This window comes from Terrimonas sp., from assembly GCF_003075435.1.
Taxonomy (GTDB): Bacteria; Bacteroidota; Bacteroidia; order Chitinophagales; family Chitinophagaceae; genus Agriterribacter.
The window spans coordinates 1-15061 of the sequence record NZ_QCZJ01000037.1 but is presented as its reverse complement, the minus strand read 5'-3'; the positions used below and the strand labels follow the sequence as shown (position 1 = coordinate 15061).

At 40.5% G+C, this 15061-nt stretch carries 12 protein-coding genes; 4 read left to right on the top strand and 8 right to left on the bottom strand.

What is annotated here, in order from left to right:
- Positions 1-14 precede the first annotated feature (14 nt).
- The 6 genes from rodA to purD form a co-directional block, all read right to left on the bottom strand.
- A complete protein-coding gene (rodA, locus tag DC498_RS23770) occupies positions 15-1358 on the bottom strand; it encodes a rod shape-determining protein RodA (RefSeq protein WP_116876621.1) in 1344 nt (447 codons plus the stop codon).
- A complete protein-coding gene (gene mrdA / locus DC498_RS23765) occupies positions 1355-3550 on the bottom strand; it encodes a penicillin-binding protein 2 (RefSeq protein WP_116876620.1) in 2196 nt (731 codons plus the stop codon). Before mrdA ends, rodA begins: the two co-directional genes overlap by 4 nt.
- Positions 3551-3553: 3 nt before the next feature.
- A complete protein-coding gene (locus DC498_RS23760) occupies positions 3554-4084 on the bottom strand; it encodes a rod shape-determining protein MreD (protein WP_116876619.1) in 531 nt (176 codons plus the stop codon).
- A gap of 3 nt (positions 4085-4087) precedes the next feature.
- Positions 4088-4936 (bottom strand): rod shape-determining protein MreC, encoded by an 849-nt coding sequence (gene mreC, locus DC498_RS23755; protein ID WP_116876618.1) that lies wholly within the window; start codon positions 4934-4936, stop codon positions 4088-4090.
- 70 nt (positions 4937-5006) lie between these two features.
- Positions 5007-6032, bottom strand: a complete 1026-nt coding sequence (locus DC498_RS23750) for a rod shape-determining protein (RefSeq protein ID WP_116876617.1) — start codon at positions 6030-6032, stop codon at positions 5007-5009.
- A gap of 218 nt (positions 6033-6250) precedes the next feature.
- A complete protein-coding gene (gene purD / locus DC498_RS23740; RefSeq protein WP_116876615.1) occupies positions 6251-7531 on the bottom strand; it encodes a phosphoribosylamine--glycine ligase in 1281 nt (426 codons plus the stop codon).
- Positions 7532-7691: 160 nt separating this feature from the next.
- Here purD and DC498_RS23735 point away from each other — a divergent pair, with 160 nt between their 5' ends.
- The gene (locus DC498_RS23735; protein ID WP_116876614.1) at positions 7692-9395 is read left to right on the top strand and encodes a peptide MFS transporter; all 1704 of its coding nucleotides are present in this window, start codon (positions 7692-7694) and stop codon (positions 9393-9395) included.
- Positions 9396-9662: 267 nt separating this feature from the next.
- Here DC498_RS23735 and DC498_RS23730 read toward each other — a convergent pair whose 3' ends face one another.
- Both DC498_RS23730 and DC498_RS23725 read right to left on the bottom strand, forming a co-directional pair.
- Entirely contained in the window at positions 9663-10343 is a 681-nt protein-coding gene (locus DC498_RS23730; RefSeq protein WP_116876613.1) for a Spy/CpxP family protein refolding chaperone, read from the bottom strand.
- Positions 10344-10609: 266 nt separating this feature from the next.
- A complete protein-coding gene (locus tag DC498_RS23725) occupies positions 10610-12061 on the bottom strand; it encodes an NADP-dependent isocitrate dehydrogenase (protein ID WP_116876612.1) in 1452 nt (483 codons plus the stop codon).
- Between the two features lie 161 nt (positions 12062-12222).
- Here DC498_RS23725 and apaG point away from each other — a divergent pair, with 161 nt between their 5' ends.
- The 3 genes from apaG (at position 12223) to DC498_RS23710 (ending at position 14928) form a co-directional block, all read left to right on the top strand.
- Positions 12223-12609, top strand: coding sequence for a Co2+/Mg2+ efflux protein ApaG (gene apaG, locus DC498_RS23720; RefSeq protein ID WP_116876611.1), 387 nt, complete (start codon positions 12223-12225; stop codon positions 12607-12609).
- A gap of 176 nt (positions 12610-12785) precedes the next feature.
- Positions 12786-13892, top strand: coding sequence for a fatty acid desaturase family protein (locus tag DC498_RS23715; RefSeq protein ID WP_116876610.1), 1107 nt, complete (start codon positions 12786-12788; stop codon positions 13890-13892).
- 241 nt (positions 13893-14133) lie between these two features.
- Complete coding sequence (locus DC498_RS23710; protein ID WP_116876609.1) at positions 14134-14928, top strand: DNA adenine methylase; 795 nt, start codon at positions 14134-14136, stop codon at positions 14926-14928.
- Positions 14929-15061 lie beyond the last annotated feature (133 nt).

Sequence of the window (15061 nt, the reverse complement as noted above, 5' to 3'; positions counted from 1 at the left end):
CCGCCGCCCACCGATCATCTCAACACCATCTGCCGGTCTTTATCCAAACGCAGCAATATAAAGATCATCATACTGAATGTTACAAGAGAAAGCCCTCCATAACTAACAAATGGGAGCGGAATACCAATAACAGGCGCCAGGCCCATCGTCATACACAAATTAATGGCAATATGGAAAAACAATACAGAAGCAACGCCGTACGCATAGCATCTGCTGAAAGTACTTCGCTGCCTTTCCGCAATAGTTACTATACGGAATAGCAACGCTATATAAATAGAAAGGAAGATCATGCTTCCCACGAAGCCAAATCCTTCACCAATAGTGCAGAAAATAAAATCCGTTCTTTGCTCAGGCACAAATGAATAGCGGGTTTGTGTGCCTTTTAATAATCCTTTGCCCGTTAAACCGCCACTACCAATAGCAATTTTACTTTGCTTTACATTATAATCACCGTCATCTTTTTTTGTTTCAGTATTTTTAGCAATATCCGCTGCAGCGGCGGCATCTTTGGGTATATAATCTTTACCCAACGTATCATAAATGCGCTTTACCTGGTAGGGTTCCAGTACATGATCAAAAATTAAAGGCACCGCGAAGCGCTGGATGCCTACGCATACAATCCAGATACCGAGGATTCCAAATAAAACAGATTTATATCTTTTGATTTGCCTCCGCATGATATAAATAGCAAGGCCGGCTATACCGGTAAGTATGAGGGCCAATATATCAGGGTCTACCAGTAAAGTGGCAACAACCAGTATCGCAAATGAAAATCCTATAATAAGAATAATTGCAGGCAACCCTTCTCTGAACATTACCAGGAAAAAAGAGAAATACACCAAAGCTAATCCTGTTTCACTCTGCGCAATAGCCAGTATAGCCGGCGCAATTACAATAGCGGCGGCAACAAGCTGCGATCTTGTTTTGGTAAAATCCGTTTCTACACGCGACAAATATTTGGCCAGCGCAAGATTGGCAAACACTATACAAAGCTGTATAGGCTGGAGCTGGAGCGCATTACCAAATTTGATGATGGATTTTGTACCTTTTACATTGGAGTGAAAGGGAAACACGAGTAAAAGCAACAAAATACCGAACGCGTACCAAAGGTTTGCTGTTGCGGTAAAAAACTTGCTGTCGGTTAACAATACCGCAGTACCTGCTACAATAGATATTAAAAAGAAAATCGACTGTTTGCTATAATCTGTTTTGAAAGACAGAAAGGTTTTAACGATATCATCTCCCTCTCTATAAGTAGCGGCAAAAATGCTTACAATGCCGATGCAGCATAATAATATATACAACCACAGCAACAATCCGTCTATCCCCCTTGATATTTCAGGTTTATTCAAACTCATATAGCTGCCTGCTTTTTAAAATGTTTATCATCAACAAAAAGAAATGCTTCTTTATAAAAGCACAGATTCCTGTTCCTGCTGTTGCCATAACTTTTATATGAAACAACAGGGACCGGGATCTGCTGTTTGATTATCGCGGACTGCTGTTGCTTATTTTCAACAGCAGTATTTTTATTTGAACTAACCGTAGTATTGTCCTGTTTGGGCTTCTCAACTTTAGCACTGCGTTGCTTCAGGTATTTTTTAATATAGCTGCTGTCTTTTCTTAAATTAAAATAATAATATGCTCTTGTTGAGTCTGCAATGAATTGTTTTCTTTTAAGGTAAGCAGGCATCAGGTTAGCAGAAGCAATTCTCTCAACATCTTTCTTTTTTTCAGACCTGATAGAATCTGTAAGATATTGTTCAATGAGTAAAGAAGCTATTGGCGCAGCCCAGGTTGATCCAAAGCCTGCATTTTCTACGGCTACAGCTATAGCAATTTTAGGGTCTTCTCTCGGAGCAAAGCAAACAAACATGGAATTGTTGGGCAGTTTAATCCTGTGCCCGTCAAGCACCGTATATTTTTCTGCGGTTCCTGTTTTTGCACAAATATTTATACCAGGAATTTTCGCGATACGTGCGGTTCCGCTTTCCACCACATCCTGCATACCGGCGTGAATGGCTTCGTATGCTTCGTCAGAAATATGGGTAAGCGCCTCATGTTTTATTCTGAAAGGTTTTAAAATGCTGTCTGCAGGCGTTTCATTATCAATTTTCTCTACAAAATGCGGTGTATAATAATATCCCTTATTGGCAATTACACACATGGCGTTAGCCAACTGCACAGGTGTTACCTGCATTTTATCCTGGCCAATGCCAAGCGTAACGTTAGTACAGGAGTTCCATTGGTTGCGGTATACTTTATTATATATTGTTGTATCAGGAATGCTGCCAGGTAGTTCATTCGGTAAATCAATACCCAGTTTTTCTCCCCACCCAAATGCATTCATATAATCCTTCCACCTGGTATAGCCTGCTTTTGTATTATGATCTTTTGGGTTGTCAACCGTCATCCTGTATATCTGGGAAAAATAGGAGTTGCAGGAGTTGGCCAATGCCAGCCGCATATTGGCGGCATGCCCCGGGTTGTGGTGTTCACATTTAATTACCTTGCCGCATCCGTAATATGCGCCAGCGCAGCTAACACCATAACCTGCATTGATTACTCCTAAATCGAGCGCCACCAAACCGCCTACAGGTTTAAAAGTAGAACCCGGCTCATATAAACCGCGGGTTGCCCTGTTCATTAAGGGAGCTGAAACATCAAGCGCCAGTTTTGCATAATTTTTTTGACGTGTATTGCCGGTAAGATCATTAGGATCAATAACTGGGCCGGATACCATTGTCAGTATTCCTCCTGTTTTAGGATCAATCGCTACAATACTCCCGACTTTATTGGCCATTAATTTTTCTGCTAATTGCTGCAGTTCAATGTCAATATATGTACGCAGGTTTCGTCCTGCTTTCGCTGATGTATCATATTTTTCATTTTCCCATGGCCCCTGTATCCTGTTCTTATTATCTTTTATAAGATGCTGCACCCCCCGCTGCCCCATCAGCACACTTTCATAATACTGTTCCATACCTGATCTGCCCACATAATCGCCCATTTGATAAAAATTCTTGCTGCGCCTGATGATAGCGGTATCAACCTCTCCAATATCTCCCAATAAATGGGCCCCGGCTTTAAATGGATAGGTGCGTATGGGCCGCTCAACCAGCGTGAATCCGGGAAAACGCCAGATATTTTCCTCCAGTTTTGCCTGCAACTCTAGCGAAAGCAATCCTTCAAAAACAGAAGGGCGATATCGCCCGTTTTTGATTATAGCTGTAATTATCCTGTTTTTAAACTCCGCGGTATCGATGCTTAATAACGAACACAGGTAACTTGTATCCACCTGTTTTACTTCGTACGGTGTTACCGTAAGATCATAAATAATGGTATTGTTAAGGATGGCTTTGTTGTTACGGTCAAAGATGATACCCCTGCCCGGGTAAATCGTTTTTTTGTAAACAGCATTGCTGAATGCCTGCGCGTCGTATTTGTCGGAAAACAATTGCAATACTGCGAGGCGCACCACTATTATTAAAAAAGTGGTGGCAAATATGAGGCGAATAACGGTTTGACGTGACTGGTTAAATACAGGCATACCCTAATTGTTTGTCCTGAACTTCTGTTTCCTGTAAAAAAGAACTTCTGTTATTAAAATTAATAAGAAACTAACGCCTGTAGTGGCAATTACCTTGCCTAAGAAGTACCAAATATTTCCAAAACTTAACCATTCCAGAAATACTACCCACCCATTGTGAATAAAAGAAAGCACTAATGTGTATACAAGGTATTGCGGCCATCCCATACTTGACGGAGCAGGAGATGTATAGTTAAACCCAGGATCGTCTTTTGAAATGAGTATGTTAATAAGAAACGGGCGCAGATATGCTACAGTAATGCACGCGGAAGCATGAAGCCCCGGTGTTTTTGTAAAAAAATCGAGACAAAGCCCATATATAAACCCAAGCAGCGTTAATGAAAGTCTTGGAATTTTATATGGCAGCCAAAGAATATAAATAAAATACAGGTATGGAACAACAAACTGATGTAATGGCGGTATTTTATTCAGAATAAATACCTGCACAAAAATCAGGATAAAAAACCGTATTATATTTTTGAGCAATTCACTCATCGCTTACTCCTGCTTTTGGGTTGCTTTTTCAATAGCGTCCTGCTCTTCCTTCTGCAAATTTTTAACCGCATATACAAACTGCACGTTATAAAAATTGGTTGAAGGCTTAACAGTCAATAAATAAAAATTTGATTCTTTCTGCTCTCCTATATGTGTGATCACGCCCACCATTTCTCCGGCAGGAAATGTTGAATAGCGGCTTGTTACTACGCTATCGCCAACCTTTATCTGCACACTTTTGGGAATATTTTTAAACGTCAGCTCCTGTGGATTTTTCCCATCCCATTCTATACTTCCCGTTTCCCCGGTTTTAAGAAGGCTTGCGCTTACCCTGCTGTTCCTGTGCAGCAGGCTCATTACTGTTGCCATGTTAGGGCTCACGTTTACTATTGTTCCAACTATACCCGAAGGACTTACCACAGCCATATCTTTACCTAACCCCTGGGCTGTGCCGCGGCTGATGGTAATATAATTATTTTGAGCTGTAACAGAATTATTAATAACCTTGGCGGGATAATAGAAATATCGTCTGTATTGTTCAATCGAATCAACTTTGATGGAATCAACTACCAGCGTATGAGAAGTATCGTTAACGAGAAAATCCTGTCTGAGTAAATTTCTGAGCCGTTGGTTTTCAACAACAAGCTGATCATTGGTTTTCTTGAGGTTGAAATAATATTCAACATTATTGTATTGCCTGCTTATTCTTCCTGTTACTTCGCCGGATACATTCATAAATGCCGCTTCGTGAAACCTGTTGTACTGAAACAACATATACAAGGCAATAACCTGCATTATCACGAAAAACAGAAAATTAAAATATCGCCTGATGAACAGAAAGACATTACGCACATGAAGTGTTTTTACAAATTCTATTTATAAGGATAGGATCGGGCAAATATTTTGAAATGCGCGGGATCAACTATCGCATAACAAATGGATAGCGCTGATAATTTTTCAAAGCGATACCGGTTCCTCTAACCACACTCTTCAACGGATCATCTGCTACATGTACCGGTAATTTTATCTTCTGGCTTAAACGCTTATCTAATCCGCGCAATAATGCACCGCCTCCTGTAATATATATACCTCTGCGATAAATATCAGATGCAAGCTCGGGTGGTGTTGTTTCCAACGCTTTTAAAATCGCTTCTTCAATTTTAAAAATACTTTTATCAAGCGCTTCTGCTACTTCCTGGTAGCTAACCATAATTTGTTTTGGAATACCTGTTACCAGGTCGCGGCCATTTACAGGTAAATCATCCGGTGGAACTTCCAGGTCTTTCATTGCCGCGCCAATCTGGATCTTTATTTGTTCAGCTGTTCTTTCACCAATCAGTAAACTATGATAACGACGTAAAGCCTCCATAATATCCGCGGTAAATTCATCACCTGCAATACGTATAGACTGATCGCACACTATACCAGCTAAAGCGATAACCGTAATACCTGTTGTACCGCCACCAATATCAACAATCATGTTTCCCACTGGTTCTTCCACATCAATGCCAATACCAAGCGCTGCTGCCATAGGTTCATGAAGCAGGTATACTTCCTTAGCGCCAGCCTGCTCGGAACTGTCTCTTACAGCACGCTTTTCAACTTCTGTAATACTTGAAGGGATACAAATCATCATACGCCAGCTTGGCGGAAAAAGCGGTTTTTTGGGATAGATCATTTTGATCAGCTCCCGTATCATTAATTCCGCGGCATTAAAGTCGGCTATTACACCATCTTTTAACGGGCGGATAGTACGTATGCTTTCGTGCGTTTTCTCATGCATCATCAAAGCTTTCTTACCTACCGCAAGTACATTCTTGGGATTGTTCCTGTCGAGGGCAATAATAGAAGGCTCGTTAACTACGATCTCCTCATTATGAATAATAAGGGTGTTAGCTGTACCGAGATCTATAGCAATTTCCTGTGTAAACCAATTGAAGAGACCCATAATTGATATTGGAGAATGTTATTCGTAAATAATGTTTGCAAAGTTGTTGTAAATAATTTGAAATACAACGGCAAAACCTTGATTTTTATTGACTTTGAGAGAAATAAATTTTTTAATGATTATGGGAAGGGCTATCAGGTTTCAGCTATCAGGTTTCAGCCGTTGCAATTGCTGTCAGTATCTCCGAAACCTGATAGCTGACACCTGACTGCTGACACCTAATAAAACTCATATCCTATATCTTTTCTGAAATGCATACCATCAAACTCAATAACCTCAAGGATCGCCATCGATTTTTCAACGGACTTTTGTAAGGTATTACCCAAAGAGGTAACTGCTAATACTCTGCCGCCTGCCGTTACAATAGTTTCTCCCTCCTGTTTGGTGCCGGCATGAAATACAATTGTTTCCTCTTCCTGTATTAAATCGAGACCCTCTATTGGTTTGCCTTTTTCATATTCCCCGGGGTAGCCGCCGCTTACAGCTACTACAGTAGCTGCGCTTCTCGGGTCGGTTTCAATGTTCACTTCATCCAGTTTTTGAGTGGTAACAGCCTTAAACAAAGCCACCAGGTCATTTCGCAATCTTGGCATAACCACCTCAGTTTCAGGATCTCCCATACGACAGTTGTATTCAATTACAAACGGTTCTTCACCCACTTTAATAATGCCTATAAAGATGAACCCTGCATATTCCAGCTTATCTTCCCTTATTCCTTTTATTGTTGGCTCAACTACCTGGGCAATAATTTTTTGCATGAAGGCTTCATCAGCGAATGGTACCGGGCTGATGGCTCCCATACCGCCGGTATTAAGCCCTTTGTCTCCTTCCCCTATCCGCTTATAGTCTTTTGCTTCAGGAAGAATTACATAATTAACGCCATCTGTAAGTACAAAAACGCTCATTTCTATACCAGAAAGAAACTCCTCTACTACTACTTTTTTACTTGCATCTCCAAACTTTGACTGCTGTATCATCAGCTCGAATTCGGCTACTGCTTCTATATAATTCTGGCAAATAATCACGCCTTTACCTGCTGCAAGCCCGTCTGCTTTTAATACTATCGGCAAAGAATGCGCCTGCAGGTACGCTACACCTTCTTCATAATTGCTTTCATCAAACTCCCTGTACCCTGCAGATGGAATATGATGCTTTTCCATAAACGCTTTGGCAAAAGCCTTGCTGCCTTCCAGTTGTGCCCCTTTTTTAGATGGACCAATCACAGGAATATGATTAACAGAAACATCTTCTTTAAAAAAATCGTAAATACCCTTTACAAGGGGTTCCTCCGGCCCAACAACCACTATTTCAATGGCATTATCTATGCAGAATTTTTTAATAGATTCGAAATCAGTTGCTGCTATATTCACATTTGTTCCGCACAATGCCGTTCCGGTATTGCCTGGTGCAATAAATAATTTTGTAAGAAGGCTGCTCTGGCTCATTTTCCACGCCAGCGCATGTTCTCTTCCACCTGAACCTAATAATAGAATATTCATGATATGAGCTATAATAATTTATGCGTGCGAAAATAGAGATATAGCCGTTTTAAAAGTGAATTTATTTTACAGGTGGGCATTTACATTGAGTAATATGTAGCAAAATATGCGCTATATTGGCTTTTCAACTTAACTTCTTCTTTGATTAAATTATTTATTAATGAATAATACCCCGGCCAAAGGACACCCAAAGGGACTATACATTTTGTTTGCAACGGAAATGTGGGAACGTTTTAATTTTTACGGCATGCGGGCCATGCTGGTGCTGTTTATGACCAAAGCGCTTTTGTTTGATAAAGCGTTCGCATCAAATCTTTATGGCAGCTATTTAAGCCTGATATACCTTACTCCTTTGCTGGGCGGCTTTATTGCAGACAGGTATTGGGGAAACCGCCGCTCAATTATTGCCGGAGGTATAGTAATGGCCATTGGTGAATTGATTTTATTTGCCTGCGGAACTTTATATAAAAGCGCACCTGATATTTCTTCGGTTTTATTTTTTTCCGGGCTTGGATTAATGATTGCAGGGAATGGCTTTTTTAAGCCTAATATTTCGTCGCTTGTAGGGCAGCTATATCCTAAAAATGATCACAGGAAAGATGCAGCCTATACTATTTTTTATATGGGCATTAATACAGGCGGTGCATTAGGTCCATTCATCTGCGGATTATTTGGCGATACCGGCGACCCGTCTGATTTCAGGTGGGCGTTTTTAATTGCGGGCATAGGTATGGTGATAAGTGTGATCGTTCAAAAACTATATCAGCATAAATACGTTGTTGACCCTGATAAGAATGTGCTGGGCCTGGTGCCTGCCAACAGCCCCAAAATCATGACATCGCCCTTGCCAACCATATTGGGTTTGGCGGTTCTTGCATTGGCATGTATCGGGTTACTGTATCTTGATACCAGGATCAATTACCTCTTTTATTTGCTGGTAGCTTGTATAGTAATTATACCCGCTATTATTTTTATGGACAAAACGCTCAACCAGATAGAAAAAAACAAAGTACTGGTGATTTTTGTAGTGTGCTTTTTCGTGATCTTTTTCTGGGCAGCATTTGAGCAGGCCGGTGCATCACTTACGCTATTTGCAGACGAACAAACAGACAGGACTCTCGGACTGCGCATCCCAACCTGGCTGATAGCAACATTATCAGCGGCATGTATTTATTTTATTTATACGCTGTATAAAAAAGGCGCAAAAAATCTTGCCTCCGCTTTCGACAGGGAATTACGTATTACCGTGTACGGACTTTTATTATTGTTTCTTGCAGTTATAATTATTGTTAATGTATATCTCCTTACAAAAGGCATTGATGTAAACATTAAAGAAATTCCTGCAAGCTGGTTTCAGTCGCTTAATTCAGCATTTGTAGTTTTGTTCGCGCCATTTTTTGCCTGGCTTTGGCTGAAGCTTGGAAAAAGAGAGCCTTCCTCTCCAACAAAAATGGCGTGGGGCTTATTTTTATTAGCGCTTGGCTATTTGTGGATAGCAAAAGGGGTTAGCAATGTTGCACCCGGTATTAAAGTAAGTATGATATGGCTCACCGGTATGTATGCGCTGCATACGGCTGGTGAATTATGTTTATCCCCCATTGGTATGTCCCTGGTAAATAAACTATCGCCGCTTAAGTTCTCTTCTTTATTAATGGCAATATGGTTTACTGCTAATGCTTTTGGAAATAAACTTGCAGGTGTATTAAGTTCATTTTACCCCGACGGAGGAAAAGCAACCAACTTTCTTGGATATGAGATGCATAACCTTTACGACTTCTTTATGTTTTTTGTTTTTCTCGCAGGTATAGCGGCAATTGTACTATTTCTGCTTACAAAGAAGCTGCAGAAGATGATGATGGAATAGCAATGCCCCTTCCCGCATCCCGGAGCCAGCCTGTCGGCAGCTTCCCGGTATACATATTTTATATTATTCAGGCTGCGCTTTATACGAGATGTTTAAAGCTGAAAAAATATGAAGAGGCTGATGCCTGAACAGTAGAAATACGATGGCTGAATTGGCAGTTAAATACCGCCTTCTTTCCTTTGAAGAGCAGGAGGAGGGAGGCTTTTAAAAAAAGGGCTGCTCTTTCAGGCAGCCCGGCATTAAACACGCTATAATCCCACATTAAAATTATTTTGCTTCGCGATGCATGTGTTTAGGTCTCATGCTTTCCATTTTCTTTTGTTGTTCCGGTGTAAGAATTTTGTTCATACCCTCACGCTGATCTTTAAATGCAGCCATCACCTGTTGCTTTTTCGCATCCTCACTCAATGATTGATTCTCACGAATACTTTTCATTTTTGCTCTTGTATCTTCCTGCAATGTTTTCATTTTTGCAGTTTGTTCGTCTGATAAGCCAAGTTCAGCTTTCATTTTATCCATTCCCCTGCCAGGTCCGCCTTCAAACCCTTTGCGGGGTCCTTTCCCAAATGTCTTACCCCTTTCGCTGTGCATTTTTGCCAACTGATCTTTTTGTTCTTTGGTAAGTACATTTTGTACCTGATCACGGTGTTGTTTGGCAATTGCCTGCCTTTTTTCTTTATAATTTTTAACTGTAATGGTGGCTTCTGATTTTTTCAGCTCATCCATTTTACTTTTAAAATCCGCGTTGATTTTTTTCATCTGATCCTGCTGATCCTGTGTAAGATTCAGCTTTTTATAGTTTACATCATGCTTACCATGCATACCGCGTTTACCATGATGCTTACCATAAACAGGTTTTGACGGAGGAGCTTTATCAGTTTTGTCCTGTGCCTGTAAACCTGCAATACCAATCATTAAAGCCAAGGTTCCTAATACTATCTTTTTCATGAGTTGTTTTTTTTTAAATGAATGATAGCAGATAGACCCGCACAGGTAAGCAAGGTTTAGTGGGTAAAAAATGTTTTAACGTTGATTAACGAGGGGCAGGAGCTATCGGTTGTGGGCGGTGGGCAATGGGCGGGGAACTATGAGGCATTTTGTTCAGGCTATGAGCAATGATTTTTATAAAGATTGAGCCGGGTGTTCTTTGCCCCTGCTGTTACAAGTAATAATTTTCAATTGCATGAAATAGCCCACCGCCCATAGCTCAATCCTCACTGCCCCTGTGCCAGGCTATATCCTTTTCTCTCCCCCCATTGATTTAATAATTCTGAAGAGCAAACTTTAAAGTTTCCGCTTAAGCTTATATATAAGCCCAAAATATCCTGCTGATTTAATGGTTCTCCATCCAAAGTTTCAAAACGTACATTATACACGTTTACCAGGTTGGTGTATACCGAGCCTGTTGGCCAAACCTGCGTACCGCGGTTGCTGATATTAATCAGCTTAAACTTAACGCCACCATGCCGCTCGCATTTAACCGCAATAGATTGCGGCTGTTCATTACTTTCAATAAAAAAATCTACGCCCACGATCGTTTCATTTCCTTCTTCTTTTGATTCCATCATTGCATTTTGCTGCAGCTTAAATGGAGTAGGAGTACCGGGCTTATTCGGCATTATTGGTTTTGGATTAACAACAGGTTGTTTTCCAAAATTGCTGATAACGGCATCGGCAAATTCAGTTGTATTTACAGAAGGTTTTGATTTGTCGCCAAAATCCCCGGTATGTATACCACTTTCTAAAGTATATAATAACGCGTTCTCAATTATGCCGGCATTTTCTGTAAGCCCAACGTGCATCAGCATAGATATACCGCTAAGCAGCAACGCTGTAGGATTGGCGATATTTTTACCTGCAATATCAGGTGCCGTACCATGCACAGCTTCAAAAATAGAAATATGGTCGCCAATATTGGCAGAAGGAGCAAACCCTAAACCACCCACCAATCCTGCGCACAGGTCAGAAACAATATCGCCCTGCAGATTGGTTAAAACCACCACATCAAAACTATCCGGTTTGGTAACCAGTTTCATACAAAGATCATCCACAATAATATCGTCTGCTTTTAACTCAGGGTATTCTTTAGCTACTTCATAAAAGCAATCAAGGAATAAACCATCCGTTATTTTCATAATATTAGCCTTGTGTCCGCAGGTTATGCGCCTGGCCTTTTTTTGCTTTGCCATTTCAAATGCATAACGGATTACCTGGAGGCTACCGGGCCTGGTGATCATCCTGCGGCTTAAAGCCACATCATGGGTAAGCATATGTTCAATACCGCCGTAAGTATCTTCAATATTCTCTCTCACAACTGTAATATCTATTGGTATGCCTGCCTTTGAAAAAACAGTATCAACTCCATGCAGCGATTGAAATACTCTTTTATTGGCAAAAGTGTTCCATGTTTTTCTTGCTGTTACATTAATACTTTTAACGCCCTTGCCTTTAGGTGTTTCCATAGGCCCTTTAAATAATAATCCCAGCGATTCGATAGCCTTTTGCGCTTCGGGAGTCATACCATTGGAGAACCCTTTATCAAACACCCACTTGCCCATGTCTACAAACTCATATTCAAGCGGAACTTTATTGGCTTCAAAAATGCGCAAAACGGCATCCATGATTTCCGGGCCTATACCATCGCCTTTAGCTACAGCTATTTTCATTTACAAAAATTTAATTGGTCATTAAACAAATCCGGGCAAGAAATGTTGTGATAGAGTCGCAAAGGTAAATGTGTTTTTATACAGTAGCACAAAATTTATAGATAAATTACCTTAGGCTATCGTAGTTTTTCGTTATTTTTAGCGTAAACTTTATAGCAGCAATGGCATCAAAAGTCACTGAAGGGGTAATTGTAACGGTTGAAACTTTCTACCAGCCCGATTACAGCAACCCCGTGAGTGGTGAATTTATGTTTGCTTACCGCATCACATTGCAGAATAATAATGCTTTTCCGGTCCGGCTCCTTCGCAGGCATTGGTATATATTTGACAGTAATGGTACTCACCGGGAGGTGGAAGGAGAGGGTGTTGTAGGCGTTCAGCCGCAAATTAACCCCGGCGAGCAATACCAATATGTCAGCGGCTGTAATCTCCGCACAGAAATGGGTAAAATGTATGGTACATACGCCATGGAAAATGTTACGTCTAAAAAGCAATTTGAGGTAAAAATACCCATGTTCGACATGATTGTGCCTTTTAAGATGAATTAAACAAATTTTCCGATTTTAAGGATTACCTTTGCACACCCGTTCGTCGCAACTACCAGATATCTTTCTTTCCGGAAATATATTTTTCAGTGATACGCAGTAAACGGGAAAAATTCCGTTATTAGTAAATCTCCATTGCATATAAATGGGAACTTTATAGCAATGGTAAACAGCAATTAATGTATAAAGTAACCTTCAACAACAAGAACAAAGTATTCTTCAACGCGCTTAAAGCAAACGTTGACCAGTACTTTATTGATAACAATATTGAAAAAACCGGTAACTGGAAGCTTTACCTTAAAACGTTTATACTTATTCCCGCATCCGTATTAATATATTGCGCATTATTGTTTTTGCCTTTAAATATATTCTGGGGTGTGGTATTAAGCGGTTTATTTGGTTTTACGCTGGCAAGCATTGGTTTTAACATCATGCACGATGCCTGCCATGGCAGCTATTCCAAAAAAGGATGGGTTAATGACGTGATGGGGCTTACCATGAACGCGCTTGGCGGTAACGCGTTTTTCTGGAAGCTGAAGCACAATATCGTTCACCATACCTATACCAATATTGATGGTATTGATGATGACATTAATAATAAGCCATTTATGAGAGAGTGCTCTACGCAAAAATGGTATCCGCCTCATCGATACCAGCATTATTATATGTTCTTCCTTTACGGGTTTACGTCACTGTTTCTTTTATTTATTACAGATTATATAAAATACGTTACCAAGAAAGTATATACTACGCCACTTAAGCCGATGGACTTTAAAGAACATGCTACCTTCTGGATCTCAAAAGCATTGTATGTTGCTTTTACTGTTGTAATTCCTATAGCTGTTGTAGGCTGGCAGGCATGGCTGCTGGGCTTCCTGGTAATGCACTTTGTATTGGGTTTAACGCTGGCGCTGGTATTTCAGCTGGCGCACGTGGTTGAACATGCCGAATTTGATTTTGCAGGCATTGAACCAAAAAAGATAGAAAACGAATGGGCGATACACCAGGTAAAAACCACTGCCGATTTTGGAGCCAATAATAAAGTACTATCATGGTTAGTAGGAGGGTTGAATTTCCAGATTGAGCATCACCTGTTCCCGCGTATAAGCCATGTGCACTATCCCGAGATCAGCAAAATAGTTGCGAAAACCTGCCAGGAATTTGGCTTGTATTATAATTATTTCCCAACGTTCGGAGGGGCGGTTGTTTCTCACTTTAAATTTATGAAGCAGTTGGGGCAAAAGCCGGTTGAGCAGGTAAACGGATTTGAACGTACGGCTGCGTAGTGCCTGTATCCTTATAACGTGATATATCTTTTGCCACGAATGCACGAATTTTCGGGAATATATCATTCGCCACAGAGGGACACGAAGAATACACAAAGTTACTCAAAGCATTTTTATTATTATTCTTTATGCAATGCCGTGACCTCTTTGTATGCCGCTGTGTATTTGTGGCTTTTTTTGGAGCGTTCCAACTTCCCGCAGTTTATCATAACTTTAGTTTACAATCACATACCTGCCGCCTGTGACTTATACTACATACAGCGAAAAATCAATACTTCGTTACCCGGGTGGCAAAACAAGGGCTGTATCTTTTCTTTTACCATTTTTCCCCAAAGATTTAAAAACGCTTGTTTCCCCATTTATCGGCGGCGCATCCGTAGAGCTATCACTGGCAGCCCGTGGAGTTAAAGTATATGGTTACGATATTTTTATGCCGCTGGTTGAATTTTGGCAATGCACTTTAGAGCAACCGGGAGTATTGGCTGACGAAGTAGAAAAGTATTTTCCTTTACCCAAACATGAATTTTACAAATTACAGCAAACACATACCACATTAGAAACAAAGTTGCAACGGGCGGCAGCTTATTATGTACTGAACCGCTCCTCGTTTTCAGGCGCTACTTTATCAGGCGGTATGTCGCCGGGGCACCCGCGATTTACTAAAACAGCGATTGAACGATTGAGGAATTTCCACAATTCTGATATCATTATTGCAGAAGCTGACTATAAAGTGTCACTTTTAAAACACGCAGATGAATTTGCCTACCTCGACCCACCTTATCTCATAAAAAGTGCTTTGTATGGAAAGAAGGGCGATGCGCATAAAGGTTTTGACCATGAGGAACTTGTTGATATATTAAGCAAAAGAAATAAATGGATTTTATCTTACAACGACTGTGATGAAGTAAGAAAGATGTATAGCAGATTTAAAATAGTTAAGCCTGGCTGGAAATATGGAATGAGTAAGGATAAAAGTTCTAAGGAGTTGTTGATATTGAGTGATGATGTTGGATTGCATTATAGCCATGGGGTATAGTTGCCTGAGGCGACAATAGGCCTCTTGTATTAAACGATATGCACATATGTTAATAATTAAAAATAGAAAAGGTATAAGAGTTGATGAGCATATTGCATGTTATGGAAAAAGATACCACAAAACCTTTCCGGCA

What these genes read in the sequence shown, in the direction of transcription:
- DC498_RS23750 (WP_116876617.1), bottom strand. Translation starts at nt 6,032, where the DNA reads ATGGGTCTCTTCAATTGGTTTACACAGGAAATTGCTATAGATCTCGGT.
- apaG (WP_116876611.1), top strand. Translation starts at nt 12,223, where the DNA reads ATGGCATCAAAAGTCACTGAAGGGGTAATTGTAACGGTTGAAACTTTC.
- DC498_RS23760 (WP_116876619.1), bottom strand. Translation starts at nt 4,084, where the DNA reads ATGAGTGAATTGCTCAAAAATATAATACGGTTTTTTATCCTGATTTTT.
- rodA (WP_116876621.1), bottom strand. Translation starts at nt 1,358, where the DNA reads ATGAGTTTGAATAAACCTGAAATATCAAGGGGGATAGACGGATTGTTG.
- DC498_RS23735 (WP_116876614.1), top strand. Translation starts at nt 7,692, where the DNA reads ATGAATAATACCCCGGCCAAAGGACACCCAAAGGGACTATACATTTTG.
- purD (WP_116876615.1), bottom strand. Translation starts at nt 7,531, where the DNA reads ATGAATATTCTATTATTAGGTTCAGGTGGAAGAGAACATGCGCTGGCG.
- mrdA (WP_116876620.1), bottom strand. Translation starts at nt 3,550, where the DNA reads ATGCCTGTATTTAACCAGTCACGTCAAACCGTTATTCGCCTCATATTT.
- DC498_RS23715 (WP_116876610.1), top strand. Translation starts at nt 12,786, where the DNA reads ATGTATAAAGTAACCTTCAACAACAAGAACAAAGTATTCTTCAACGCG.
- DC498_RS23725 (WP_116876612.1), bottom strand. Translation starts at nt 12,061, where the DNA reads ATGAAAATAGCTGTAGCTAAAGGCGATGGTATAGGCCCGGAAATCATG.
- DC498_RS23730 (WP_116876613.1), bottom strand. Translation starts at nt 10,343, where the DNA reads ATGAAAAAGATAGTATTAGGAACCTTGGCTTTAATGATTGGTATTGCA.